At 61.2% G+C, this 25,448-nt stretch carries 27 protein-coding genes; 16 read left to right on the top strand and 11 right to left on the bottom strand.

Translation table 11 applies throughout. The features are described 5' to 3' along the window. Positions 1 to 102: 102 nt before the first annotated feature. Together AB8A50_RS21255 and AB8A50_RS21260 are read left to right on the top strand one after the other, a co-directional pair. The gene (locus AB8A50_RS21255; protein WP_439078827.1) at positions 103 to 612 is read left to right on the top strand and encodes a DUF4269 domain-containing protein; all 510 of its coding nucleotides are present in this window, start codon (positions 103 to 105) and stop codon (positions 610 to 612) included. 108 nt (positions 613 to 720) lie between these two features. Then, a complete protein-coding gene (locus AB8A50_RS21260) occupies positions 721 to 909 on the top strand; it encodes a hypothetical protein (RefSeq protein WP_439074148.1) in 189 nt (62 codons plus the stop codon). A gap of 32 nt (positions 910 to 941) precedes the next feature. On the opposite strand, the gene mnmG is transcribed toward AB8A50_RS21260, so the two are convergent. The 4 genes from mnmG to hemJ form a co-directional block, all read right to left on the bottom strand. After that, the gene (gene mnmG, locus AB8A50_RS21265; protein ID WP_439078828.1) at positions 942 to 2,819 is read right to left on the bottom strand and encodes a tRNA uridine-5-carboxymethylaminomethyl(34) synthesis enzyme MnmG; all 1,878 of its coding nucleotides are present in this window, start codon (positions 2,817 to 2,819) and stop codon (positions 942 to 944) included. Between the two features lie 247 nt (positions 2,820 to 3,066). Next, a complete protein-coding gene (mnmE, locus tag AB8A50_RS21270) occupies positions 3,067 to 4,401 on the bottom strand; it encodes a tRNA uridine-5-carboxymethylaminomethyl(34) synthesis GTPase MnmE (RefSeq protein WP_439078829.1) in 1,335 nt (444 codons plus the stop codon). Positions 4,402 to 4,711: 310 nt separating this feature from the next. Continuing rightward, entirely contained in the window at positions 4,712 to 5,977 is a 1,266-nt protein-coding gene (rho, locus tag AB8A50_RS21275; RefSeq protein ID WP_439078830.1) for a transcription termination factor Rho, read from the bottom strand. A gap of 274 nt (positions 5,978 to 6,251) precedes the next feature. Then, positions 6,252 to 6,674, bottom strand: coding sequence for a protoporphyrinogen oxidase HemJ (hemJ, locus tag AB8A50_RS21280; RefSeq protein WP_439078831.1), 423 nt, complete (start codon positions 6,672 to 6,674; stop codon positions 6,252 to 6,254). 472 nt (positions 6,675 to 7,146) lie between these two features. Between hemJ and AB8A50_RS21285 the strand changes: the two genes are divergently transcribed. Genes AB8A50_RS21285 through dnaQ form a run of 4 tightly spaced genes read left to right on the top strand, consistent with a single transcriptional unit; the run spans position 7,147 to position 9,941 of the window. Next, positions 7,147 to 7,986, top strand: a complete 840-nt coding sequence (locus AB8A50_RS21285) for a pyruvate, water dikinase regulatory protein (protein WP_089263669.1) — start codon at positions 7,147 to 7,149, stop codon at positions 7,984 to 7,986. Further along, complete coding sequence (locus tag AB8A50_RS21290) at positions 7,983 to 8,591, top strand: Maf family protein (protein ID WP_439078832.1); 609 nt, start codon at positions 7,983 to 7,985, stop codon at positions 8,589 to 8,591. The genes AB8A50_RS21285 and AB8A50_RS21290 overlap by 4 nt, the downstream gene beginning before the upstream one ends. Positions 8,592 to 8,607: 16 nt before the next feature. Beyond that, positions 8,608 to 9,207, top strand: coding sequence for a dephospho-CoA kinase (gene coaE / locus AB8A50_RS21295; RefSeq protein WP_184512508.1), 600 nt, complete (start codon positions 8,608 to 8,610; stop codon positions 9,205 to 9,207). A 32-nt stretch (positions 9,208 to 9,239) separates the two neighbouring features. Continuing rightward, on the top strand, positions 9,240 to 9,941 hold the full coding sequence (dnaQ, locus tag AB8A50_RS21300) for a DNA polymerase III subunit epsilon (RefSeq protein ID WP_089263111.1): 702 nt from the start codon (positions 9,240 to 9,242) through the stop codon (positions 9,939 to 9,941). Between the two features lie 61 nt (positions 9,942 to 10,002). Here dnaQ and secB read toward each other — a convergent pair whose 3' ends face one another. Continuing rightward, positions 10,003 to 10,482, bottom strand: coding sequence for a protein-export chaperone SecB (gene secB / locus AB8A50_RS21305; protein ID WP_068730233.1), 480 nt, complete (start codon positions 10,480 to 10,482; stop codon positions 10,003 to 10,005). Positions 10,483 to 10,986: 504 nt separating this feature from the next. On the opposite strand from secB, the gene AB8A50_RS21310 reads away from it, so the two are divergent. Genes AB8A50_RS21310 through AB8A50_RS21320 form a run of 3 tightly spaced genes read left to right on the top strand, consistent with a single transcriptional unit; the run spans position 10,987 to position 14,010 of the window. Further along, a complete protein-coding gene (locus AB8A50_RS21310) occupies positions 10,987 to 11,682 on the top strand; it encodes a Tim44/TimA family putative adaptor protein (RefSeq protein WP_068730234.1) in 696 nt (231 codons plus the stop codon). Then, the gene (mltA, locus tag AB8A50_RS21315; RefSeq protein ID WP_439078833.1) at positions 11,660 to 13,417 is read left to right on the top strand and encodes a murein transglycosylase A; all 1,758 of its coding nucleotides are present in this window, start codon (positions 11,660 to 11,662) and stop codon (positions 13,415 to 13,417) included. The genes AB8A50_RS21310 and mltA overlap by 23 nt, the downstream gene beginning before the upstream one ends. Then, the gene (locus AB8A50_RS21320; protein ID WP_439078834.1) at positions 13,414 to 14,010 is read left to right on the top strand and encodes a Smr/MutS family protein; all 597 of its coding nucleotides are present in this window, start codon (positions 13,414 to 13,416) and stop codon (positions 14,008 to 14,010) included. The genes mltA and AB8A50_RS21320 overlap by 4 nt, the downstream gene beginning before the upstream one ends. Before the next feature lie 49 nt (positions 14,011 to 14,059). Here the strand turns inward: AB8A50_RS21320 and hslU are convergent, their stop codons facing one another. From hslU to hslV, 3 genes are read right to left on the bottom strand one after another with little or no spacing between them, the layout of a single operon-like run. Then, positions 14,060 to 15,361, bottom strand: a complete 1,302-nt coding sequence (hslU, locus tag AB8A50_RS21325) for an ATP-dependent protease ATPase subunit HslU (protein ID WP_439078835.1) — start codon at positions 15,359 to 15,361, stop codon at positions 14,060 to 14,062. A 41-nt stretch (positions 15,362 to 15,402) separates the two neighbouring features. After that, a complete protein-coding gene (locus tag AB8A50_RS21330; RefSeq protein WP_439078836.1) occupies positions 15,403 to 16,014 on the bottom strand; it encodes a DUF2585 domain-containing protein in 612 nt (203 codons plus the stop codon). Beyond that, the gene (gene hslV / locus AB8A50_RS21335; protein ID WP_068730238.1) at positions 16,011 to 16,583 is read right to left on the bottom strand and encodes an ATP-dependent protease subunit HslV; all 573 of its coding nucleotides are present in this window, start codon (positions 16,581 to 16,583) and stop codon (positions 16,011 to 16,013) included. Before hslV ends, AB8A50_RS21330 begins: the two co-directional genes overlap by 4 nt. A 200-nt stretch (positions 16,584 to 16,783) precedes the next feature. Here hslV and hisB point away from each other — a divergent pair, with 200 nt between their 5' ends. Genes hisB through coaA form a run of 7 tightly spaced genes read left to right on the top strand, consistent with a single transcriptional unit; the run spans position 16,784 to position 21,437 of the window. Beyond that, positions 16,784 to 17,377, top strand: a complete 594-nt coding sequence (gene hisB / locus AB8A50_RS21340; RefSeq protein WP_089263102.1) for an imidazoleglycerol-phosphate dehydratase HisB — start codon at positions 16,784 to 16,786, stop codon at positions 17,375 to 17,377. 31 nt (positions 17,378 to 17,408) lie between these two features. Beyond that, on the top strand, positions 17,409 to 17,939 hold the full coding sequence (locus AB8A50_RS21345) for a DUF2628 domain-containing protein (protein WP_089263100.1): 531 nt from the start codon (positions 17,409 to 17,411) through the stop codon (positions 17,937 to 17,939). Next, positions 17,936 to 18,586 carry an imidazole glycerol phosphate synthase subunit HisH gene (hisH, locus tag AB8A50_RS21350; protein WP_439078837.1) on the top strand — a complete coding sequence of 217 codons (651 nt, stop codon included), beginning with the start codon at positions 17,936 to 17,938 and terminating at the stop codon, positions 18,584 to 18,586. Before AB8A50_RS21345 ends, hisH begins: the two co-directional genes overlap by 4 nt. Further along, positions 18,583 to 19,314 (top strand): 1-(5-phosphoribosyl)-5-[(5-phosphoribosylamino)methylideneamino]imidazole-4-carboxamide isomerase, encoded by a 732-nt coding sequence (gene hisA, locus AB8A50_RS21355; RefSeq protein ID WP_093758206.1) that lies wholly within the window; start codon positions 18,583 to 18,585, stop codon positions 19,312 to 19,314. The genes hisH and hisA overlap by 4 nt, the downstream gene beginning before the upstream one ends. A 10-nt stretch (positions 19,315 to 19,324) precedes the next feature. After that, positions 19,325 to 20,086 (top strand): imidazole glycerol phosphate synthase subunit HisF, encoded by a 762-nt coding sequence (gene hisF / locus AB8A50_RS21360; protein ID WP_068730242.1) that lies wholly within the window; start codon positions 19,325 to 19,327, stop codon positions 20,084 to 20,086. 48 nt (positions 20,087 to 20,134) lie between these two features. Continuing rightward, positions 20,135 to 20,455: a phosphoribosyl-ATP diphosphatase gene (locus tag AB8A50_RS21365; protein ID WP_089263096.1), complete on the top strand. Its 321-nt coding sequence runs from the start codon at positions 20,135 to 20,137 to the stop codon at positions 20,453 to 20,455. Positions 20,456 to 20,483: 28 nt separating this feature from the next. Then, positions 20,484 to 21,437: a type I pantothenate kinase gene (coaA, locus tag AB8A50_RS21370; RefSeq protein ID WP_089263094.1), complete on the top strand. Its 954-nt coding sequence runs from the start codon at positions 20,484 to 20,486 to the stop codon at positions 21,435 to 21,437. 4 nt (positions 21,438 to 21,441) lie between these two features. Here coaA and AB8A50_RS21375 read toward each other — a convergent pair whose 3' ends face one another. From AB8A50_RS21375 to AB8A50_RS21385, 3 genes are all read right to left on the bottom strand, one after another. After that, on the bottom strand, positions 21,442 to 22,392 hold the full coding sequence (locus AB8A50_RS21375) for a GNAT family N-acetyltransferase (protein WP_089263667.1): 951 nt from the start codon (positions 22,390 to 22,392) through the stop codon (positions 21,442 to 21,444). A gap of 138 nt (positions 22,393 to 22,530) precedes the next feature. Further along, entirely contained in the window at positions 22,531 to 24,777 is a 2,247-nt protein-coding gene (locus AB8A50_RS21380) for an ATP-binding protein (protein WP_439078838.1), read from the bottom strand. A gap of 175 nt (positions 24,778 to 24,952) precedes the next feature. Next, complete coding sequence (locus AB8A50_RS21385) at positions 24,953 to 25,423, bottom strand: hypothetical protein (protein WP_439078839.1); 471 nt, start codon at positions 25,421 to 25,423, stop codon at positions 24,953 to 24,955. Positions 25,424 to 25,448 lie beyond the last annotated feature (25 nt).

Raw genomic sequence — 25,448 nt, forward strand, 5'->3', positions numbered from 1 at the left:
GGATTGTCTGTAAAGCTGTTGGGACCCATCCATACTCTGAGTCCATTTTTCCGGCTATCGAATTGCGGAGCGGCAGCGGCAAATCGGGACAAAAAGCACGCGATGACCGAGCGACCGACCTATCAGGAGGCTCTGCGGCGAACTAATCTGCTCAGGATCTTGGCGCCGTTCGATCCGCATGTGGTCGGCACACTTCCGCTTGGCTTGGCCAGACCCGGCAGCGACATCGATATCGTCTGTTGCGCCACGGATAGATCTTCCGTAGCCACCCTGCTCTGGGAGCATTTTCGCGAGGCCGATGACTTCGCGCTCTATCAATGGTCGGCCAGAGGCCGACCGGTCGTCGCTAAGCTCAGCACCTATGGATGGCCATTCGAAATCTTCGTCAGCTCGACTCCGGTACAGGATCAAGCTGGCTGGCGGCACTTCGAGGTCGAGAAGCGACTGCTGACCCTGGGCGGACCCGCCTTCCACACCGCCATCTGCGCGTTACGGGCCGGAGGAGTAAAGACAGAGCCTGCCTTTGCGCGTGCGCTCAAGCTTGAAGGCGATCCTTACGCCGTCCTGTACGACCTGTTCAGCACCTCTGATAACCAGCTGAATGCCGCCTGAGGGCGCAAGGGTTTGCAGTATAGAGGATTCAGGACAGTGAGTTGACCAGGATCAATGCGAGCAGGACGAGTCCGGCCTCCAATGAATCATCGTTGGAGGCAGATGACCATGAGTGTGATCGTACGGCTTTTCCTGATGCTGGCAGCACCCATCACCGCGCTGTTCGTCTCGCGTGACGCACTCAATTTCGACGTGGTCCAGACGATCGTCGCCGTGGTTCTCTTTACAGTGGCCGTCGCAGCTATTGCCTTCTGGCCCCGCCGGCCAGCGAAGCCACCTTCAACGGAGCCGCGTTGATTTCGGCTTCCTGTTTCACGTGAAACAACCAACTAGGCCAAAGCAGCCTTCGGCTTGCGTGCTTCGCGGCGGAGATAGGCCGCGAGAATGGCCAGCGCCGCTGGGGTCATACCATCCAGACGTCCCGCCTGCCCCACGGTGTGAGGAAGCGCTGCCTTGAGCTTCGCCCGGGCCTCATTGGACAGTCCGGGGACCGCATCATAGTCGACATCCACCAGCGAGAGACCCTCGTCACGGCGAAAAGCCTCCACATCCGCGGTCTGACGCTTCAGATAGACATCATATTTGGCGTCGATCTCGATATGGGTGCCGATCGCTGGGTCAATGGCCGACAATTCAGGCCAGATCCGGGTCACGGTGGCCCATTCGGTCTCTGGGTAGGAGAGGAGATCGAAGGCAGAGCGGCGCTGACCGTCATGATTGAGCGCCAGACCGTGCTTAGCGGCCCCGTTAGGAGTGATCGACAGCGCCTGGGTCAGGGCCTTACCAGCGGCGAGGGCTTCCATCTTGGCGCCATGCCGGGCCGAACGAGCGCTGCCGACACATCCCAGGCTGATACCCTTGTCGGTCAGGCGCTGATCGGCGTTGTCGGCACGCAGCGTGAGACGATATTCGGCCCGCGACGTGAACATTCGATAGGGCTCGGTAATCCCACGCGTGACCAGGTCGTCGATCATCACGCCGAGATAGCCATCGGCACGATCGAATACGGTTAGCTGGCTCCCACTCGCGGCCAGGGCCGCATTCAAACCGGCGACGAGACCCTGGGCGGCCGCTTCTTCGTATCCGGTGGTGCCATTGATCTGCCCGGCCAGAAACAGGCCGGCGACGCGCTTGGTCTGCAGCGTCGGATCGAGTTCGCGGGGATCGACGTGGTCATATTCGATCGCATAACCGGGGCGGACCATTCGGACTCGCTCGAGACCGGGGATCGAGGCCAGGATCGCAGCCTGAACCTCCTCGGGCAGTGAGGTAGAGATGCCGTTGGGATAGACCGTGGAGTCATCGAGGCCTTCCGGCTCCAGGAAGATCTGGTGACCATCGCGATCGCCAAAGCGGACGATCTTGTCCTCGATGGACGGGCAATAGCGCGGCCCTGAGCTCTTGATCTGGCCGGAATACATCGGCGAACGATGCACATTGGCGCGGATCACCTCATGGGTGGCCGGTGTGGTGCGCGTAATGCCGCACTGGATCTGCGGATTGGTGATCCGCTCGGTCATGACCGAGAACGGCTCCGGCGGATCGTCGGCGGACTGCATCTCTACCCCGGCCCAGTCGATGGTGGTTCCATCCAGCCGCGGTGGCGTGCCGGTTTTGAGCCGTCCAAGGGTAAAGCCGACACGCTCGAACGCCTTGGACAGGCCGAGTGCGGGAGCTTCATCGATCCGGCCAGCGGGCCAGTTCTTCTCGCCGAGATGGATCAGGCCGCGCAGAAAGGTGCCAGTGGTGATGACCACCGATCCGGCAGCGAGTTCGCGGCCATCGGCCAGACGGATGCCGGTGACCCGGCCATTTGACATCAGCAGGTCGTCGGCCTCGCCTTCAACCACACTCAGATTCTCGTTCTCGGTCGCGACGATCGCCGCCTGCATCGCTGCAGCGTAAAGCTTGCGGTCCGCCTGGGTACGCGGGCCACGAACGGCCGGACCCTTCTTGCGGTTGAGCATGCGGAACTGGATGCCGCCGGCATCGGCGATGCGTCCCATCAACCCGTCCAGCGCATCGACTTCGCGAACCAGATGACCCTTGCCCAGACCCCCGATGGCGGGGTTGCAGGACATCGCGCCAATGGTCGCGAACTGGTGCGTGACCAGTGCCGTCTGCGCGCCCATGCGCGCAGCACCAGCCGCGGCCTCGCACCCGGCATGGCCTCCCCCGATTACGATGACGTCAAACTTGTCCTGCATGGCCGCAGCTTCTAGCGCGGGTGCCGCCGGGATTGAAGAGAAATCCACAGGCAGCGTTTCACGTGAAACAACGGATGTCCTCCGAAGAGGATCTGAGAGGCAGGACTGTTTCACGTGAAACACAATCTGCTTTAGCGGCGCACGCCTGCAGTCTTGTCTTTTTGAGACGGTTGGAATCTGTTTAAGCGAGAGGCTCGCTTCTTAGATGATTTTACATTCACTTCATTAAATAATGAACAAAGAAATATTACTTACCTATACAAAAGTCCCGAAAGATGCTATCAAGGATATCTTCCACATCCACCCGCCCAAGCAACCGCCCCAATTGCTGCGCTGCAGCACGCAAATCTTCCGCAACAAATTCTTCACCATGCCCGGCCGATGCTGCAGCATGCTGCAGCAAATCCGACGTGCTGCGCAGCAAAAGACGTTGCCGCTCCCGGGTAATCAGCCCGGCCTCACCGCTCCCGAAGTACCGACCGGCGAAATCGATCAGCAGGGCCAACAGTTGTGCGAGGCCATCGCCGCGCTCTGCAGAGATCGCGATCAACAAGTCTGGCCCGTCCGATACACCCTGGATCAGATCGACCTTGTTCCGGACCACCCAGACCGGCGTTTCAGATTCCGCCAACCATTGCCCCGGATTGGACGCCTCCGCGCCGGAGTCGACCAGCCATAGCACCAGATCCGCTTCGGCCGCCCGAGCCCGCGCCCGGCGCACGCCCTCCTCCTCCACCGGATCGGCCGTCTCGCGAATGCCGGCGGTGTCGATGATCGTCACCGGATAACCGTCGAGATCGAGCTGCACCTCGATGACGTCCCGGGTGGTGCCCGCATGCGGTGATACGATTGCCACCTCGCGCCGGGCGAGCTGATTCATCAGCGTTGATTTGCCGACATTGGGCTGGCCAGCGATGGCCACCACCAGACCGTCACGCAACCGCTCGCTTCGACCCTGCGCCGCCAGCACGTCCTCAATCTCCCGATGCAGCGCCGATGCTTTCGCCAAAGCCGGCGTCAGCAATTCGGCGGATACGTCGCCCTCGTCGGAAAAATCGATACCGACTTCGACCAGAGCCAGCGCCTCGATGATCTGCTGTCGCCAGTTGCGCGCCTTGTCGCCGAGCAGTCCCTTGAGCTGCCGCAGCGCCTGACGCCGCTGCCGGTCGGTATCGGCATGGATCAGATCATCAAGGCCTTCCGCCTCAGTCAGATCGAGCTTGCCGTTCTCGAACCCACGGCGCGTGAATTCGCCAGGCTCCGCCGGCCGTAAGCCATCGATAGCCGCCAGCGCTTCAAACAAGGAAGCCAGCACTGCGCGTCCGCCGTGGATATGAAATTCGGCAACATCTTCCCCGGTCGCACTGGCCGGTTCCGGAAACCACAGCACCACTGCATCGTCGATCGGACCAAGCTTTTCGTCTGACAGCAGAACATGAGCCGCCAGCCGTGGCGCCGGCAGCTTCTTCGCCAGACGCTCCAAGACCTGCCCCGCCAGTGGACCCGACACGCGCACGATAGCGATCGCCGTCGGCGGCCGTCCGGAGGACAATGCGTAGATCGTCTGGTCGCGTGGATGCATCGCCTATTTGCCGATGCGGGTGACCGGATGCAATGGGGATTCTGACTCTGAAATCCCACCCATGCCATCGTTCCGTGGCGAGCGCAGCGTTAGCTACGAGCGAACCTCAGCCACTCCAATTAGAGTGGCGGGGAATCCCGAGATGTTCAAAACAATCCGGGATTCCGGGTCTGTACTTCAGCCGGCATAGCCGACTTCCGTACATCCCGGAATGACAGCGAGTAATGGTGCACAAAACAGAAAAGCGCCGTTGCTTTCGCAACGGCGCTTTTTGCAGTCCTGCAACTGTTCGCCCGAACAGCCCCGAAACTTACGTATTCATCGAATCGAAGAATTCCGAGTTGTTCTTCGTGTTGCGGAGCTTGTCGAGCAGGAAGTCGATAGCGTCCATCGTACCCATCGGATTGAGGATCCGGCGGAGCACATACATCTTCTTGAGCAGCTGTGGATCCGTGATGAGCTCTTCCTTGCGGGTACCCGAGCGCGAGATATCGATCGCCGGGAAGGTCCGCTTGTCCGAGACCTTGCGGTCCAGGATGAGTTCCGAGTTACCGGTGCCCTTGAATTCTTCAAAGATGACTTCGTCCATGCGGCTGCCGGTATCGACCAGCGCGGTGGCGATGATGGTCAGCGAACCACCTTCTTCCACATTACGGGCCGCACCGAAGAAGCGCTTCGGACGCTGCAGAGCATTGGCGTCGACACCGCCGGTCAGCACCTTGCCGGATGACGGCACCACGGTGTTGTAAGCACGGCCAAGACGGGTGATCGAATCCAGCAGGATGACCACGTCGCGGCCATGTTCGACCAGGCGCTTGGCCTTCTCGATCACCATTTCGGCGACCTGAACGTGACGCACCGCCGGTTCGTCGAAGGTCGAGGAGACGACCTCACCCTTCACCGAACGCTGCATGTCGGTGACTTCTTCCGGACGTTCGTCGATCAGAAGAACGATCAGATAGCATTCCGGGTGGTTGGCGGTGATCGAATGCGCGATGTTCTGCATCAGCACGGTTTTACCCGTCCGCGGCGGCGCGACGATCAGTGCGCGTTGACCCTTGCCGATCGGCGCGACGATGTCGATGACACGCGCCGAGAGATCGCGGCGGGTCGAATCTTCCAGCTCGAGGCGGAAGCGCTGGTCCGGAAACAGCGGGGTGAGGTTGTCGAAATTGACCTTGTGCTTCGACTTCTCGGGATCTTCGAAGTTGAGCGTACTGACCTTGAGCAAAGCGAAATAACGTTCGCCTTCCTTCGGGCTGCGGATATGGCCTTCGACCGTATCGCCAGTGCGCAAGCCGAAGCGGCGGATCTGCGAGGGCGAGACATAGATATCGTCCGGACCTGGCAGGTAGTTCGCATCGGGCGACCGCAAAAAGCCGAAGCCGTCGGAGAGAACCTCGACGACGCCTTCACCGATGATGTCGGTTTCCTTGATCGCTAGCTGCTTCAAGCTCGCGAACATCAGCTCCTGCTTGCGCATGGTGCTGGCATTTTCGACCCCGAGCTCTTCCGCAAACGAGACAAGCTCGGCTGGCGTCTTGGCCTTGAGGTCCTGGAGTTTCATTTCCCGCATTGGGAGGGATCCTGTGGAAAGTCGGGGAGGGAGCGCGAGGTAGCCAAGACGGATGCGGACGCTGGAAAAGATCAGGAAAGTCCGCAGGTCTCTGGCCAGGAAGTCTTGAGCGAGGAAGGTGCTGAAGGAGCTTCAAACCTGATGCGGTGGCCGGTTCAAAAAGCGAAACCGGTACAAACCACATCCGCCTGCGTGGGGTGGGATAACGCGAATATAGAAAATCGCAGGGTGTCGCGCAAGGAGCCGAAACGGCGGTTGTGATGACAAATTTGGCCTAGAACGGCTTTACGATCACCAAAATCACGATCGGGATCATCAAAATTGTGGGTACCTCGTTGATAATTCGATAGAATTTCGAAGTCCGCGTATTTTTGTCCTGAGCAAAATCACGCACCCGGGCACTCAGAAAGCCATGAACGCCAGACATCAGCAGCACCAGCGTCAGTTTGGCGTGAAACCAGCCCGAGCTGAACCAGTGACCGGCCCAGGCGAGATACAGGCCGAGGATCCAGGTGACGATCATCGCCGGATTGATGATCGCCTTGAGCAGGCGACGCTCCATCACCTTGAAGGTTTCGGATTGCTTCGAGCCGATCTCCGCATCGCAGTGATAGACGAACAGTCGTGGCAGATAGAGCATGCCCGCCATCCAGGAGATGACGGCGATCACATGCAGCGCCTTGGCCCATTCATACATTCGAAAGTTCTTTCCAGCATCACTGCGTCACACCGCACGTGCAGACACCGGAACACTTCACCGGAAAGCCGCGTTGCAGGACGCGCCGATACAGAGCGGATCACCGCACTATCCGCAAGCCATCCTTCTCTTAAATAATATTTATAGAATCTTAGGTTTGAGTCTAAGTGACAGTGGATTTCAGCCGCCCAAAACAATCCCGGAACTGTCCCACGCTTATGCACATGGCCACGTGATTTCTCCAAAGCGGCCTGTATGCAAGTTCGATATGCAGCGCAAAGGCTTACCGTCGCCGTGCACTGGATTATCCCAAGACAAACCCGGATAACCCCATTATCATTCAGAGCAGCTTCAGAGCTTTTCCTCTTCATGAGCCCTGTGAAGAAAAAACCGAGTTATCCCGGGCCCGCCGAGGCGATGGTCGATTTCCCGGAAAAGCTCCACAGAGATTCACAGGACATACACGATCATGGTGCCCACCACCGGCAGCTATTTTCATCTTCATCTGGTCTCCGATTCGACCGGTGAGACATTGATCACCGTGGCTCGCGCCGTCGCGGCGCAATACGCGAATGTCACGCCAGTCGAACATGTCTACCCGCTCGTGCGGAGTCAGAAGCAGCTTGATCGCGTGCTTTCCGAAATCGAGGAAGCCCCCGGCATTGTTCTCTTTACGCTGCTGGAAAAAGATCTGGTTGGCCGGTTGGAAGCCAAGTGCCAGGAGATCAACAGCCCGAGCCTGTCGATCATCGGGCCAGTGATGCAGCTGTTTCAGGCTTATCTTGGTGCGTCGACAACCGGCCGCGTCGGTGCGCAGCACACGCTCAACGCCGAATATTTCAAGCGTATCGACGCGCTGAATTATTCGATGATGCATGACGACGGCCAGCATGTGGAAGGCCTCGAAGAAGCGGACGTGGTTCTGGTTGGCGTTTCGCGCACATCGAAGACACCAACATCGATCTATCTTGCCAATCGTGGTGTGCGCACGGCCAATGTGCCGCTCGTCCCCGGCATCCCCATTCCCCATCAGCTTGAGACGTTGAAAAATCCGCTGGTGGTCAGCCTGCACGCGACGCCGGAGCGCTTGATTCAGATTCGCCAGAACCGGCTTCTCAGCATTGGCAGCGATACGGCCAATGACGATTATATCGATCGCCAGTCGGTCACGGACGAAGTCACCTATGCGCGCAAGCTTAGCGCCAAATACGGCTGGGCCTTGTTGGAAGTGACACGTCGCTCCATCGAGGAAACCGCGGCAGCCATCATGAAACTGCTGGCTGATCGCCAGCGTCAGAGGATGTCCGAATGACCATTTGGCGCGGCGTGCAACCGCTGATCCTGGCTTCACAGAGTTTGGCGCGTCGTGAGTTGCTGGCGAATGCTGGCATTACGTTTGATGCGATGCCGGCGGATATCGACGAGCGCGGCATCCAGAAGAAATCCGGGTTGAAGGCGCCGGGCGAGATCGCAGCCTTGCTCGCCGAGCGGAAGGCGGCCTTTATCTCGCTGCGTCATCCCGGCCGCTATGTTCTTGGCGCCGATCAAATCCTGGCGCTCGGGGATCGGATGTTCAGCAAACCCGCCGGACGCGAACAGGCGGCCGAACAACTTGCGATCCTCGCGGGCCGGACCCACGAATTGCATTCAGCGCTTGCCGTCGTTTGCGATGGTGCGACGTTGTTCTCCAATGTCTCCGTGGCGCATATGACCATGCGCAAGCTGGATGATGCGGCGATCAATGCCTATCTGGACGCTGCGGGCGACAGGGTGACGACGAGTGTCGGCGCCTATCAGCTCGAAGGTCTGGGTGTGCATCTGTTCGAGCTGATTGAAGGCGATCACTTTACCATTCTCGGCCTGCCGCTGTTGCCGCTGTTGAGTTTCCTGCGGGGCGAAGAGATGATCGCGATCTGATTTTTATGAGGAATTGATGCGCGTATTGGGGCTGACCGGTTCGATCGGAATGGGGAAATCCACCACGGCGAAGTTGTTCATGGAAGCCGGCGTGCCGGTCTATGACGCCGACGCCACAGTGCACATGATCTATGAGGGCGAAGCTGCACCGCTGATCGAGGCGGCGTTTCCCGGAACCACCGTGAATGGCAAGGTCGATCGCGCGAAGCTATCGCCGCTGGTGGTGCACGATGCCGCCGCGATGAAGAGGCTCGAGCAGATCGTGCATCCGCTGCTCGGCGCCTATCACAGAAAATTCCTGGACGATGCAGAGAAGTCGGGTGTGCCGGTGGTAGTGGTCGATGTACCCCTGCTCTATGAGACCGGCGGTGAAAAGCGCGTCGATGCGGTAGTCGTCGTGTCCACCAATCCCGAGCAGCAGCGCGAGCGCATCCTGGCGCGCGAGGGTATGACGGCCGAGAAACTCGACGCCATTCTGGCGCGGCAGCTGCCTGACGCCGAAAAGCGCAAGCGCGCCGACTTCGTGGTGGATACATCGAACGGATTGGATCCCGTGCGGGAGCAGATCCGTGAAATTCTCGCCGAGGCTGTTAAGATGCCGCAACGGCGACCGTAACCGCCCCCTGATTCGACAACCGGCTTACTGCGATGCGCGAAATCGTCATGGATACCGAAACCACCGGCCTCGATCCCCTCCGGGGCGATCGGCTGGTGGAAATCGGTTGCCTCGAAATCTTCAACCGAATGCCGACCGGCCAGACCTTCCATGTCTACGTCAATCCCGAGCGTGACATGCCTCAGGAAGCATTCAACGTGCACGGGCTGTCGGCCGAGTTCCTGTCGACCAAGCCGCTGTTTCACGAAGTGGTCGACGACTTCATGGCCTTCATCGGCGATTCGCCGCTGGTAATTCATAACGGCATGTTCGACCTCGGCTTCATCAATGCCGAACTCGATCGCATCAAGCGCCCGCCGGTGCCGCGCGAGCGTCTCGTTGACACGCTGCTGCTGGCGCGCCGCAAGCATCCCGGTGTGTCGAACAAGCTCGACGATCTCTGCGCCCGCTATGCGATCGACAATTCCCGCCGCACCAAGCACGGCGCGCTGCTCGACTCCGAATTGCTGGCGGAAGTCTATATCGATCTCATTGGCGCCCGGCAGTCGCAACTGATCCTGGCGGACGAAGCGCCTGCGCAGCGCACCGGCAGCATCAATGACGCACCGCGCCGCCAGCGCGAGATCGCACTTGCGCCGCGCGTGACTGAAGCCGATCGCGCCGAGCACCGCGCCTTTGTCGCAACGATGGGCGAGAAGGCAATCTGGAACGAATTTCTGGGAACGCCGTCGTAAAACGACAATGGCCGGGACAAGCCCGGCCATGACGTAAGCTAATTGTTTGGAGCACCCGAACTTAGTTTGCCGGACCAGCGTCGGCTTGAGCCTGACGTTCCAGGTTCTGCCGGTACAGACCGACGAAATCCACGGGATCGAGCATCAGCGGCGGGAAGCCACCATCGCGCACCGCGGTGGCGATGATTTCGCGCGCGAACGGGAAGAGTAGGCGCGGGCACTCGATCATAACCAGCGGGTGCAGGTTTTCCTGTGGCACGTTGACGATGCGGAACACGCCGGCATAGGCCAGTTCGAAAGAGAACAGCACTGAGCCGGCGTTCTCGGCCTTGCCCTCGACCGACAGCGTCACTTCATATTCGCTCTCGGAGAGATTGTTGGCGCCGACATTGATCTGGATATTGATGTTTGGCTGCTGGGCCTGCGGTGCCAGCGAGGCTGGGGCGTTCGGGTTTTCGAACGACAGGTCCTTGGTGTACTGCGCCAGTACATTAAGCTGAGGGGGGGACTGCTCCGGAGGGGTGCCGTTGCCGTTTGCCATCGAAAATTCTCCTGAAGCGCTGCCGGGCGGGTGGAACCGGTTCGTCGCGGGCGTCCGCACGAACGGTCGAATGAGGTGATCGCGGCGAGTGGCTATCATAGGCCTGCGGCACTCGACAAGGATGCCACGCCACAACCTGGACGCTAGAAAATCGCTGGTTTGACCCACCGCTTGGGCATCCAGGTGCAAAACCGGTCATATTCGCCCCGAATTCACGTTAAATGACTGAAAGTGCGGGTTTTCCTCGTTCGATCCGATTTCCTCTGACAGACAAACGCGCTAGAATTTATCGAAACGGTTGCGGTCGAGGCTGCCGGTGCGAAGGCCGCTTTGCCGCAGCCGGACACGATGGCGCGCCATTGGCTGGGCTTAGTTTCATGTCTACATGGAGGAGGTTCGCCCATGACGCGATCTCCCGACCCTGTGGGAGCCGATTTCAGCACCGCGATGGGCGGCATAGTCTTCCGCCGGGCATGCCCGGCACCGATCAGAAAGCAATAAGACGTGGACATTTACACCATCATCTTCCTGGCACTGGCGGTCTTCATTTTCATCCGCCTGCGCAACGTGCTCGGACAGCGCACCGGCGAAGAGCGTCCGCCCTTCGACCGCGCCGCGCGTGATGCTCTGCCGCCCGAAGGCAATGTCGTGCCGATGCCCGGCGGTCCGATCGATCAGGCTGCGCCGGCACCGGCCGCCGACGTCTCTCCCGCCGAGCGCTGGAAGGGCATCACCGAACCGGGCACGCCGCTCGCCGCCGGTCTCGATGCCATCGTCGACCAGGATTCGTCGTTCGATCCGCGCCATTTCATCACCGGCGCGAAGGGCGCCTATGAGATGATCGTGTTGGCCTTTGCCAATGGCGATCGTCGGTCGCTGAAGGATCTGCTGTCATCGGAAGTGTTCGACTCGTTCGACGCCGTCATCAAGGACCGCGAGAAGAACGAGCAGAAGACCGAGACCCGTTTCGTCTCCATCGACAAGGCCGAACTCGTCGGCGCCGAAGTGCGCGATCGCGCGGCACAGCTCACCGTACGTTTCGTGTCGCAGATGATTTCGGTGACGCGCGACAAGACCGGCGCTGTGGTCGACGGCAATGCCGACAAGGTCAGCGACATCACCGACGTCTGGACTTTTGCCCGCGACATCACTTCGCGCGATCCGAATTGGAAGCTGGTTGGCACCGGCAGCGTGCAATAACGCTGCCAGGCTCGGCCGGCTTGCCGCGCTGTGCGTGATTGCTGCTGCGTTGGTCCCTGTCTCTGCAGACGCACGGGTCCGGCGTCACGCCAAGCACGTCAAGAATGATCCTGCACAATTTGTGTATGTGCCGCGGCACAATCCGCCGCGGGAATGGCCGTTCGAATTCACAGGCAGCCAATATGCGCCGGTGAATTGGGCCGATATCGCCGGCTGGAGCGAGGACGATCACCTCCTCGCCTTCCAGGCTTTTCGCACCAGCTGCAAGCCGATTGTTGCTCAACGCAACTCACCAACGGATTCGAAGGCGCTTGGCACCACGCTCCGCGATCCCTGCCGGGCTGCGAGAGCTGCCGAGATTTCCGATGGCGCCAAGGCGCGCGCCTTCTTCGAAGACCATTTTCTGCCGCTGCGTATCTCACGGCTCGGCGAGCCTGAAGGTTTCGTCACCGGCTACTATGAGCCAGTGATCGACGGTTCGCGCACGAAGACTGACGTTTACACCGTGCCGGTCTATCGCCGCCCGTCGAATCTGTTTGTGCGCGGCTATCGCCAGTCATCCGCAAGCATGCCGAATGGCGGCGATGTGTTCCGCAAGATTGGCCGTCGCAAACTCGTGCCTTATTATGATCGTGGTGAGATCGAAGACGGCGCCATCGCCGGGCGCGGGCTCGAAATCGTCTGGCTGAAGAGCCAGACCGATTTGCTGTTCACGCAGATCCAGGGCTCGGCGCGCGTCCGCCTCGAAGACGGCGGCACGGTGCGGATCAATTACGATGCGCATAATGGCTATCGCTACACGCCGGTCGGTCGCGTGCTGATCGATCGCGGCATCATCCCGCGCGAGCAGATGTCGATGCAGCGTATCCGGCAATATATGGAAGAGAATCCAGATGCCGCGAGCGAACTGCGTCGGCAGAATCGCTCCTATGTCTTCTTTCGCGAAGTGCAGCTCTCCGACAAGGACGAAGCCGTCGGTGCGCAAGGCGTGCCGCTGACGCCGGGCCGCTCCATCGCCGTCGATAAGTCGCTGCATGTTTATGGCACGCCGTTCTTCATCGAGGGCGATCTACCTGTCGACTCGGATACGGCAAAGACGCCGTTCCGTCGCCTGATGGTGGCGCAGGACACCGGCTCGGCCATTGTCGGCCCTGCCCGCGCCGATCTGTATTTCGGCGCCGGCGCAGAAGCTGGCCGAGTCGCCGGCCGGATGCGCCATCCTGCGCGCTTTGTTATGCTGGTGCCGAAGAGTCTCGATCCCTCTGTGCGCGGCCATCACATGCCGCTGCCCGATGCGCGGCCGTCGGAGATAATCGCAAAGCTGTTTCCGCAGACCGAGCCGAAGCCGGTCGAAGCATCGAAGGTCGAAAATTTCGCGATCGATAACAAGGCTGCAGCAAGGCCCGATACGTCCAGGTCTGATACATCGGTCGCGTCAAAGCCCGCGGCGCCAGCCGTGATAATGACGACGCCATTGCCAGTTGCAAAACCAGCTGTGGCTGCAGTCGCGCCTGCCCCGACATCGTCTCCATCCGTGGCTACGACGGTGCCATTGCCGGAGGCTCGGCCTGCGGTCGCGCCTCAAGTCGCAGCCGAGGCGAAGTCGCAGAAAAAACCCGAAGTAAAACCTGAAGTGAAGCGGGAAGTGAAACCGAAACGTGCCAAAGCCCGGCACCGCGTGTATCATCGCGCAGCGAAGCAGCCGCAGTCCCTCTTCCGTTTCCCCTGGCAATGAAGCGTTCACGTCCACCGCAACTTATCGATCCCGTGGCGCCGCGCCGTCGCCGCGTGCTGAGCGAAGAGGAGCGCGCGCTGTGGGAACTGGTCGCCAAACAGGTCAAGCCGCTGCGCAAAAAGCGTGTGGTGAAGCCGGAGCCCGCGGAAGACGCGCCAACGCTTGTGAAAGTCGCGGCGCCCAAGAAGATGACTTCGGCACCCCCGGCAGCCCTCAAAACCGCAAAGCCTGCCCCACCGCCCGTGCCGCCTCTGGCGCCGCTCGGCCGTCGCGAACGTTCGCAGCTCTCGCGCGGTCGCAAGGACATCGACGCGCGGATCGATCTGCACGGAATGACACAGACGTGCGCGCATCACGCGCTGTCGGCCTTCCTGCATCGCGCCAGCCATGACGGTATGACTTTCGTGCTGGTTATCACCGGCAAGGGCCGCACGACCGGCCCGGAATCCGAGCGCGGCGTTCTGCGCCGCCAGGTGCCGCTCTGGCTGGGACTGCCGGAGTTTCGGTCGCTGGTGGTGGGATTCGAGGAAGCGCATATCGGGCACGGCGGCGCCGGTGCGCTGTATGTGCGGATCAGGCGGGCGCGTTCTTAACCTCTCCCCGCAAGAGCGGGGCGAGGGAGCGAGAGGTCAGTGCTTCGTCTCACAAAATAAACCGGCTCAGATCCGAATTCTTCGCCAGATCCCCCACATGCTTCTGCACGTAGGCGGCATCGATTCGGATGGTCTCGCCGTTGCGATCGGGCGCAGCGAAGGAAATCTCGTCGAGCACGCGCTCCATCACCGTCTGCAAACGTCGTGCGCCGATATTCTCGACGCTTGAATTCACGGCAACGGCGACATCGGCCAGTGCATCGATGGCATCGTCGGCGAATTCCAGGGTCACGCCTTCGGTCTGCAGCAGCGCCACATATTGCTTGATCAGCGAAGCTTCCGGCTCGGTGAGAATGCGGCGCATGTCGTCGCGGGTCAGCGCATTAAGCTCGACGCGGATCGGCAGGCGGCCCTGCAATTCCGGCAAGAGATCGCTCGGCTTGGCAATATGGAATGCGCCGGATGCGATGAACAGGATGTGGTCGGTCTTCACCGCGCCGTGCTTGGTGGAGACGGTGGTGCCTTCGATCAGCGGCAGCAGGTCACGCTGAACGCCTTCGCGCGAGACTTCGCCGCCGCTGCGGCCGTCGCGCACGCAGATCTTGTCGATCTCGTCGAGAAACACGATGCCGTTGTTCTCGACCGCTGAAATCGCTTCCTGCACGAGTGCGTCGCTGTCGAGCAGCTTGTCGGCTTCCTCATTCACCAGCGGCTCATGTGCATCTTCCACGCGCAGGCGGCGCGTCTTGGTGCTCTTGCCCATCTTGCCGAAGATATCGCCAATCGAGATCGCGCCCATCTGCGCGCCGGGCATTCCCGGGATTTCGAACATCGAGGGGCCGCCGGAGGACTGAACCTCGATCTCGATCTCCTTATCGTTGAGCTCGCCGGTGCGGAGCTTCTTGCGGAACGACTCTTTCGTTGCTGCGCTTGCGGTGGCGCCGACCAGAGCATCGACCACGCGATCCTCGGCGGCGAGCTGAGCTCGCGCCTGGACGTCCTTGCGCTTGCGCTCGCGGGTTAGCGAGATCGCGACCTCGACGAGGTCCCTGATGATCTGCTCGACATCACGGCCGACATAGCCGACCTCGGTGAACTTGGTGGCTTCGACCTTGATGAAAGGCGCGCCGGCGAGCTTCGCCAGCCGGCGCGCGATCTCGGTCTTGCCGACGCCGGTGGGGCCGATCATCAGGATGTTCTTTGGCAGCACTTCCTCGCGGAGCGAACCGGTCAGTTGCAGGCGCCGCCAACGATTGCGCAGCGCGATCGATACCGCGCGCTTGGCGTCGTGCTGGCCGACGATGAACCGGTCGAGTTCGCTTACGATTTCGCGGGGAGAAAAGTCGGTCATGTCACTCTACGTAAGTTGAGAAGGGCGTGGGGACAAGCGGATCAGATAATAGGTGGGCCGGCCTGCCAGGTTCGGATCGCTTCGAATGGATGAATCAGCATGATCACGTTCAAAGTGAGATTGTCGCGAATGTGCAGGCCGACCAGTACCTCGAACAGAAGCGCGATCGCGACGGTCGCGGCGACCGGCAGCTTCCGCGCCAGGATGAAGCCCGTGATCATCGACAGTGTATCAGCCAGCGAATTGACGATGCTGTCGCCGTAATAATCCAGCGACATCGTACCCGCGCGATAGCGTTCGATGATCCAGCTCGAATTTTCCAGCAGCTCCCAGCCGCCTTCAATGAGCATGGCGACGATCAGGCGCGCGATCCAGGACAGTCGTGGAAGCAGTAGCCAGGTGGCGGCGTAAAACAGGAAGCCATGGATGATGTGGGAGAAGGTGTACCAGTCGGTGAGGTGCTGTGAATTCTCCGAACTCAGCACCACGCCGTGCCACAGCTTCACGTAGCCACAGGCGCAGATCGGCAATCGCCCCATCGCATAAAGAAGAGTCGCCTGCAGCGCGAGCAGGCCGAGCGCGATCAGCACACCCTGCTGGACCGAGAGACCGGTGACAGACGGCGCGCGGGTATTGTGACCCGCGACGGTCATGCCTCCAGCATTTCCAGCGTCACGTTGCGGTTGGTGTAGACGCAGATATCGGCGGCGATATCGAGTGATTTGCGCACGATGGTCTCGGCATCCTGGTCGGTGTCGACCAGCGCCCGCGCTGCCGCCAGCGCGTAATTGCCGCCGGAGCCGATGGCCATCACGCCGGCTTCCGGCTCGAGCACGTCGCCGGTGCCGGTCAGCACCAGCGAGACGTCCTTGTCGGCGACGATCATCATGGCTTCCAGCCGGCGCAGATACCGGTCGGTGCGCCAGTCCTTGGCGAGTTCGACAGCCGCCCGGGTCAATTGGCCGGGATACTGCTCCAGTTTGGCTTCGAGACGCTCGAACAGCGTGAAGGCGTCCGCCGTGGCGCCGGCAAAGCCGCCGATCACGTCGCCCTTGCCCAGTTTACGGACCTTTTTGGCATTGGATTTGATGACCGTCTGGCCGATCGAGACCTGACCGTCGCCGCCGATCACGACTTTACCGCCCTTGCGGACGGTCAGGATGGTGGTGCCGTGCCAGACCGGAGATGATCCGTCATGGGAAGCCGAATAGGATGCGTTCATGGAAACCCTCTTGAGCGCCTGATCTAGGCACGGATACCGGCCGTTGCAAATCCGGCGACGAAGCATAGGCCAGCGGCCGATGCGCGCGGATTCCGGTCACCATAGGGCAAAGATCGGTCCGGAATCGGCTCTCCCGCGGTAGCGACGGTGTCATCTCCCTGTTAAAAGGGCGCGTTTTCAGCAGGCGGAGAGGCGTTTTCATGCGCACGGCTACGATCAAGCGCAAGACCAAGGAAACCGATATCGAGGTCTCCGTGAACCTCGACGGTACCGGCGTATCCAAATCGACCACCGGAATCGGCTTCTTCGACCATATGCTCGATCTGCTCGCCCGCCATTCCCGCATCGACGTCACTGTGAAGGCGGTCGGCGACCTCCATGTCGATTTCCATCATACGGTGGAGGATGTCGGCATCGCGCTTGGCCAGGCGGTCAAGCAGGCACTTGGCGATATGGCCGGGATCACCCGCTATGCCTCGGTCTATATGCCGATGGACGAGACCCTGACCCGGGTGGCGCTGGATATTTCCGGCCGGCCGGTGCTGGTGTTCAAGTCCACCTTCCCGACCCACAAGATCGGCGAATTCGACACCGAACTGGTGCGCGAGTGGTTCAACGCCTTTGCCGGCAATGCGGGCGTGACTTTGCACGTCGAAACCCTATATGGCGAGAACAGCCATCACATTGCCGAATCCTGCTTCAAGGGTCTGGCGCGGGCGCTGCGGGCGGGTGTTGCGATCGATCCGCGCAATGCCGGCGAAGTGCCATCCACCAAGGGTCAGCTCGGCGGCTGATCGGCCTCTATGGTTTCGGGCGGAGTTTGCCATGCCGGTCTACACAGTTCACGCACCTCGCGGTGCCGGCCCTGAGCCGTTTGCGGCAACGGACAAGTTCGAGTTCGTGCGCGATGGATTCCATTTCTGGGCGTTCGTCGCCGGCCTGATCTGGCTGATCTATCATCGGCTGTGGTGGGCACTGCTCGGCTATGTCGTGCTGTCGATCGCCGGCGAAGTCGCGCTGTCGATGTTGAAGGTCGATCTCGGCGCCCGTTTCGTCGTGATGCTGCTGTTTGCGCTGCTGATGGGCTTCGAGGCCGCCAGCCTGCGCCGCTGGACGCTGTCGCGCGGCAAGTGGCGTCAGCTCGATGTGGTCGTCGCCGATAACAAGGATGCCGCCGAGCGTCGCTTCTTCGATCGCTGGACCGCGCAGCACAACGCAGTCAACGATCAGTGGGCGAGCGATCGCGGCGGTCCGCCGCCGACCCGTCACGTTCCCAGCCAGTCTTTCTCACGTCCGCCGTCTCCGGCGCAAAACGACATCATCGGGTTATTCCCGCAACCGGGAGTGACACGGTGAGCGTTGCCATTATCGATTACGGCTCCGGCAACCTGCACTCCGCAGCGAAAGCGTTTGAGCGCGCCGCGCGCAGCATGGACGTGCCCGAGAAAATCATCGTCACGCGCGATCCCGAAACGGTATTTCGCGCCGATCGCATCGTGCTGCCTGGCGTCGGCGCCTTTGCGGACTGCCGCAGGGGACTCGATTCGCTGGACGGCATGGTCGAGGCGATGACCGAAGCGGTGCGCGACAAGGCCCGACCTTTTTTCGGCATCTGCGTCGGCATGCAGCTGATGGCGACCAAGGGCAAGGAGCACGTCACGACCGACGGGCTCAACTGGATCGCCGGCGATGTCGAGAAGATCAAGCCGCGCGAAGAGAACCTGAAGATCCCCCATATGGGCTGGAACACGCTCGATATGGTGCGCGAGCACGCGGTGCTGGAGCGCCTGCCGCTCGGGCCGAAGGGTCGCCACGCCTATTTCGTGCACTCCTATCACCTGAACGCGGTCAACGAGGCCGATGTGCTGGCGCGCGCCGATTACGGCGGTCCCATCACCGCCATCGTTGGCAAGGACACCGCGATCGGTACGCAATTTCATCCCGAAAAGAGCCAGCGCTTTGGCCTGGCCCTGATTTCGAACTTTCTGAAGTGGAAGCCGTGATTCTCTTTCCCGCCATCGATCTGAAAAACGGCCAGTGCGTTCGCCTTGAGCAGGGCGACATGGCGCGCGCCACTGTGTTCAACCTCGATCCCGCCGCACAGGCGCGCGACTTCGAGACTCAAGGCTTCGAATATCTCCATGTCGTCGATCTCGATGGCGCCTTTGCCGGCAAGCCGGTGAATGCGCAGGCCGTGGAATCGATGCTGAAGGTCATCAAGATGCCAGTGCAGCTCGGCGGCGGCATTCGCGATCTCAAGACGGTGGAAGCCTGGCTCTCCAAGGGCATTACCCGCGTCATCATCGGAACGGCCGCGGTGCGCGATCCAGCTCTGGTGAAGGAAGCCGCGAAGAAATTCCCGGGCCAGGTTGCCGTCGGTCTGGATGCCCGCGACGGCAAGGTTGCCGTCGAAGGCTGGGCTGAGACCTCGACCGTCACTGCGCTAGAAATCGCGCAGCGTTTTGAAGATGCTGGCGTCGCCGCCATCATCTTCACCGATATCGCGCGCGACGGTCTGCTCAAGGGTATCAATTGGGATGCGACGATTGCGCTGGCAGATTCGATTTCAATTCCGGTGATCGCCTCGGGCGGTCTCGCCTCCATCGATGATATCAAGGCCATGCTTGAGCCACGTGCTGCGAAGCTCGAAGGCGCGATCTCCGGCCGTGCGCTGTATGACGGGCGGATTGATCCGGCCGAGGCGCTGAAGCTCATCAAGCAGGCGGCATAAGGACCGAGCCATGTTCAAAGTCCGCGTCATCCCCTGCCTCGACGTCAAGGATGGACGCGTGGTGAAGGGCGTCAACTTCGTCGACCTGCGCGATGCCGGCGATCCCGTAGAGGCTGCGATCGCCTATGACGCCGCTGGCGCCGACGAGCTCACTTTCCTCGATATCAACGCTACCCACGAAAACCGCGGCACCATGATGGATGTGGTGCGTCGCACCGCTGAAGCCTGCTTCATGCCGCTGACGGTCGGCGGCGGCGTGCGTACGGTGGACGACATCAAGACGCTGCTGCGCGCTGGTGCCGACAAGGTCTCGATCAATTCGGCCGCGGTGGCCAATCGCCAGTTCGTCAAGGAAGCCGCCGAGAAGTTCGGCGACCAGTGCATCGTAGTGGCGATCGACGCCAAGCGATCCGGCTCGCGCTGGGAGATCTTTACCCATGGCGGCCGCAAGTCGACTGGCATCGATGCCATCGAATTCGCCCAGGAAGTCGTGTCCTTGGGCGCGGGTGAAATCCTGCTCACCTCGATGGATCGCGACGGCACCCGCTCCGGCTTCGATATCGAACTGACCCGGGCCATCGCCGACAGCGTCGGCGTACCGGTCATTGCCTCGGGCGGCGTCGGTAATCTCGATCATCTGGTGGAAGGTATCAGGAGCGGCCACGCCACCGCGGTGCTGGCGGCCTCGATTTTTCACTTCGGGGAATTTACCATTCGCGAGGCCAAGGAGCATATGGTCCGGGCCGGACTGCCGATGCGGCTCGACCCCTAGGTCAATCTCTGGCAGGAGTTTGCGCTGCCCAGCCAACAAGGCGCCGAAATGGCTTTTACGCTTCATGACCTTGCCGATACCATCGACGCCCGCGCGGCGGCGGGTGGCGACGCGTCCTATACCCGCAAGCTGCTCGACAAGGGCGCGGAGCATTGCGCCAAGAAATTCGGCGAGGAGGCGGTCGAAACCGTGATCGCGGCGGTCGAGAACGATCGCACCAATCTGATCAATGAAAGTGCCGACCTGCTGTTTCATCTGCTGGTGCTGCTGAAAGCGCGCGGCGTAACGATTCAGGAGGTCGAGGCGGCGCTCGGTCAGCGCACGTCCCAATCCGGACTGCAAGAGAAAGCGTCGCGCAAGAGCGAGTAACAGCGTCGATCACAACGGGGACCGCTTCATGGATATGCGGGCAGACCAACAATACAATCCCTATCGGAATTTCTCGCGGGAGCAGTGGGCCAAGCTGCGCGACGATACGCCGATGACGCTGGAGGCCGGCGAGATCGCCGCCCTGCGTTCGATGTATGATCGCCTCGATCTGCGCGAGGTCGAAGAGATTTATCTGCCGCTGTCCCGCCTGCTTTCGATCTATGTCACGGCGACACAACGTCTGTATTACGCGCAGCGCAAGTTCCTCGGCATCGAGGATCGCAAGATGCCCTATATCATCGGCGTCGCCGGGTCGGTGGCGGTCGGCAAGTCGACCACCGCCCGCGTGCTGCAGGCACTGCTCGCAAGATGGTCGCCGCGGCCCAAGGTCGATCTCGTCACCACCGACGGCTTTCTCTATCCGAATGCGGTGCTCGAGCGCGAAGGCATCATGCAGAAGAAGGGCTTTCCCGAAAGCTACGATCTGCCGACGCTGCTACAGTTTCTCAGTGACATCAAAGCCGGCCGCAATGCTGTCCGCGCGCCTGTGTATTCGCATCTCACTTACGACGTGGTCCCAAACAAGTGGGTCGAGGTCGATCAGCCCGACATCCTGATCGTCGAAGGCGTCAATGTGCTACAGACCGGCCGCCTCCCGCGCGACGGCAAGGCGGTGCCTGTGGTCTCCGACTTCTTTGACTTCTCCGTCTATATCGACGCCGATGAGCCGGTACTGCGCGACTGGTATGTGAGACGGTTTCTGGCGCTGCGCGACACCGCATTTCACGATCCGCGATCCTACTTCAATCGCTACGCATTGCTGTCGGATGAAGAAGCGACGGCGACGGCGCTGGCGATCTGGGAGCGCACCAACCTCGCCAATCTCGAAGACAACATCCTGCCGACGCGACCGCGTGCGACGCTTATCCTCAAAAAGGGTGCGGATCACGTAGTGGAAAACGTCGCGCTGCGTCGCCTCTAAGCGATTACGCCGCGTGGCGTGAGGTGTCCGTGCTGAAATGCTCGATATAGCGTGCGCCGATCGACGTCACCGGCATCACGATCAGAACGTCGGTGGTGCCGAACTGATGATCGATCACGGCGCCGTCGCCGATCATGGCGCCGATCCGTAGATAGCCTTTGATCAGCGGCGGTAGCGCACGAAGCGCCGCCTTGGTGTCGATGGCATCCGCGGCCATCCGGTTCATCTCGACATAGCGCGACGGATGCGCGCGGGCGCGCCAGGCTTCGGGCGCGCGGGCGTTGTGATGCAGGAACGACAGCGGCAGCGCGAGGCGATCCGGATCGGTGCCTTCAAAACTGGCGCAACCGATCATGACGTCGAACTTGTTCTGTCGCACGTAGCTCCAGATGCCCTGCCACAGCAATTCGACGGTACGCTTGTTGCGGTAGCGCGGCAGCACGCAGGAGCGGCCGAGTTCAAGAAAGCGCAGACCGGCATGGCGCTCGATCATCCCCGACAGATCGAATTCGCTGTCGGTATAGAAACCCCCGTTCTGCATGGCCGCCTCATGGCGTAGCAGGCGATAGGTGCCGACCACCGGCTGCTTGCCGGACAGTGTGGGCTTGGCATCGTGATCGACGACGAGAAGGTGATCGCAGATCTTGTCGAATGCATCCTTGTCGCGGCGTGCCAGCATAGTGGCGGCGTCGGCGATCGCGGTGCCGTTCTTGTAGAATACCTTGTAGCGCAGACGCTGCGCGCGCTTCACGTCGCGCTTGTCCTGCGCGAGGCGAACTTCGAGCGGACCCATCCGGCCCAGCGAATTCGTGGCGACCGGAATGCCGTTGGCGGGATGGAGATGCAGCGGCGGCTTGAACCAGGTGATCGCCGTCTGCGCGGCGGCGCTCATGTTCTGGGGCCGCAACATCTGCATGAAACCCTGCTTCGGTCGCACCAGTTCGTTGCCGTGCATGGCCATCCCCAACTCAATCGCCTTGTGCCGCAGGCATCACGCGAATCATCGATGCGGCTTATCCGCACCAGACATCACGGGCGCTCAACAGCCGTGTGACGGGCGTGTTGCGGGGGTGTGACAGCGAAGGTGGAGCTGCTAGGCGGCGATGTGCCGCATCTTGGCGAGTCCCTTGAGGGCTTCGGCAAGCTTGTCGCGGTCCAGCGGCTTCATCAGGAAGCCGTCCATGCCGGCCTCGAAACAGGCATAGCGATCTTCGACCAGTGCATTCGCTGTGAGGGCCAGGATCGGGGTACGCCTGACGCGTTGACCGGCCTCGCGCGCGCGAATGCGTTTGGTGGTCTCGATGCCGTCGAGCTTCGGCATCTGGATATCCATCAGGACGAGGTCATAGGGCGTGCCTGCGGAGTCGGAGGCGAGCCAGGATTCCAGTGCCTCTTCGCCATTGGTGGTCACGACCGGCTTGTGGCCAAGCCGCGTCAGCAACGAGCGCATCAGTAGCGCGTTGATCTCGTTGTCTTCGGCGACCAGGATCGAGAGGCTGGGTGCCATCGCCTCCGTTAGTTCCGGTGTGGCCGGATCACGATCCAACAGATCATCGGCGGCGATCGTCGGTGAGTCCGTCTGTAATGTCAGGCGCGCGGCAAGCGAGGCCGCACGCAGTGGCTTCACCAGATAGCCGGTAAACGCACTCGGCGTCGCGGGCTGCAATTCATGGCGCATCGCAGGCGTGAACAGCACGATCCGTCGCAGCGCATGCGGAATTGCGGTGTCCGCGAGGTGCTCGGCAGCGTCAGCACCAAGGGCGCGATCGATCATGACGGCGTGCCATGAACGTTCGGGTAGCAGCGCTTGCGCGACGGCAATATCGGACACGGTGCAAGTCTGTGCCCCCCAGCGCCCGAGCCGCAGGGCCGTCAGTGAGGCTTCGATGGTCTGCGGCGCCACCAGCATCACCGAAAGGCCGGTAAGATCGGGTGCTATGAAAGTCGCGGTGCCGCTGTCGGATGCGGCGAGCGGGATCGATACTTCGAATGTCGAGCCGGCACCGAGCGTGCTCTGTAGCGTGATGCGGCCGTTCATGCGCTTGACGATACGCTCGCTGATGCTGAGGCCAAGACCCGTTCCGCCATAGTGCCGCGCGGTGCCCTCGTCTGCCTGTTCGAATTCGCGGAAGATGCGCTGCTGCGCATCCGGCGCGATACCGATGCCGGTGTCACGCACCAGGAAAGAGACTTCGTTCGGCCAGATGCCGGGTTCGACGATCAGCGCTACGCCGCCGGTCGCCGTGAACTTGATGGCATTGCCGGCGAGATTGAGCAGCACCTGGCGCAGGCGCGCCGCATCGCCCATCACTGTCAGCGGCAGTCGCTCGTCGACATAGGCCGCGATTTCGAGATTGCGGGCCTGCGCACGCGGCGCCAGCAATTCGGTAATGTCCTCGATCAATCCGGCTAGTGCAAAGGGGCGATGTTCCAGATCGATCTTGCCGGCCTCGATCTTGGAGTAATCCAGCAGCTCCTCGATCAGCGACAGCAGCGCATCGCCGGAGGTCTTCACGGCCTTGGCGTAAGTGGTCTGTTCGGGTGTCAGCGGCGTATCGAGCAGCAAGCCGCTCATGCCGAGAATGCCGTTCAGCGGCGTGCGGATTTCATGGGACGCCATCGCGAGGAACCGCGACTTGGCGCGGTTGGCGGCATTGGCATGATCACGGGCTTCACCGAGGGCGCGCTCGGTCTGGGTGCGGTCGGTGACATCGCGGCCGACGCATTGCAACTCGGCGGGCTGGCCCGCATCGATCCGCACCAGACCTTCGCGCCAGGCGATCCAGCGCGGACCAGTCGCCGTGGCGATCTTCTGATCGTGCATGCTGGTGCCGTTCGACTCGTTGGCGATATCGCCCTGCTCCAGCAGCGTGAGTTCGAAGTGGCTGCCGATCAATGCTTCGCGCGATTGTTCCGCCAGCGCACAATAGGCATCGTTGACGAAGGTGATGCAGCCTTCGCTGTTGCGGATCACGATCAGGTCGCCCTGCGCTTCGAACAGGCTGCGCGCGCGCTCTTCGGCTTCTTTCAATTCCCAGTTCCGATCGACCAGGGCTTCGTTATGCGCAGCCAATTTGCGCATCCGCTTGCCTATGAAGCGCATACGAATGCTCATGGTGGCCAAGGCGACGCAGGCCAGCGCGAACAGGAAGCTGGCACCGATCGCAAAAGCATGCGGATCGTAACCGGAGTCTTTCGAGGTCGAACCTGAGATGAAACCATAGGCGCCACCGAAGGCAGCCGAGAACATCACGAAAGAGCGGATGACGAAAGCAAGCCACGGAAAGCGGCGCGCGAAGCGGCGGAAGTAGACCTTGATCCGGAAGACACCTTTCGCCACAGATCAGCACTCCGGCTTGGTCACATCATGGCTCGCGATTGCACGCGACTACAGGCCGCGATCAGGCGATCGCAGATCTCAGAAACAATGCGGGTATGTTGTTGCCAAGTGCTTGCGCGGGGGCAGTTTTGAATTTGCCCGCGCAGACATGGTTGATGAAGCGTTAATGCGCGGCCTAGAGGCTGGCCGCTGCCATCCGCGCCGGGCTGCGGCTGTGGGCACTGACGATCAGCGCTGCGGCATCGCGCGCCGTGAAGCTGCGAGATTTCACGAAGATCCGGTAGTCGGCGTCGCCCTGTTCCGACAGATAGATGATGGGCTCTGACATTGCCGATGTCTCGGCAATACCGATGAAACGCGTCGCAGCGGTGAAGGGACAGGCATCGGGTTCCGCTGCATCGACATCATCGAGCACGACAAAGTCGGCGGTCTCGGCGCTGTCGACGATCTGCACACGGACGGTTGCCTGCAAGGGATCGCTCGTGAAGCTGACATGCGATCGCGCCTGCCAGGGCATGGCGGCGATCTGGACGGTGGTCTCACCGGTGGAGATGCAGGGATGCGTTCCGCTCACGAGATCGCCGCGGGCGAGAAAGGCTGCCAGCGCCAGGGGAATCGTCGAGGCTAAAATCTTGAAACGCAGCATGACACGGTACTCGCCCTGGCCCCGC

The organism is Tardiphaga sp. 841_E9_N1_2, from assembly GCF_051811065.1.
In the GTDB taxonomy this organism is placed as follows: Bacteria; Pseudomonadota; Alphaproteobacteria; order Rhizobiales; family Xanthobacteraceae; genus Tardiphaga; species Tardiphaga robiniae.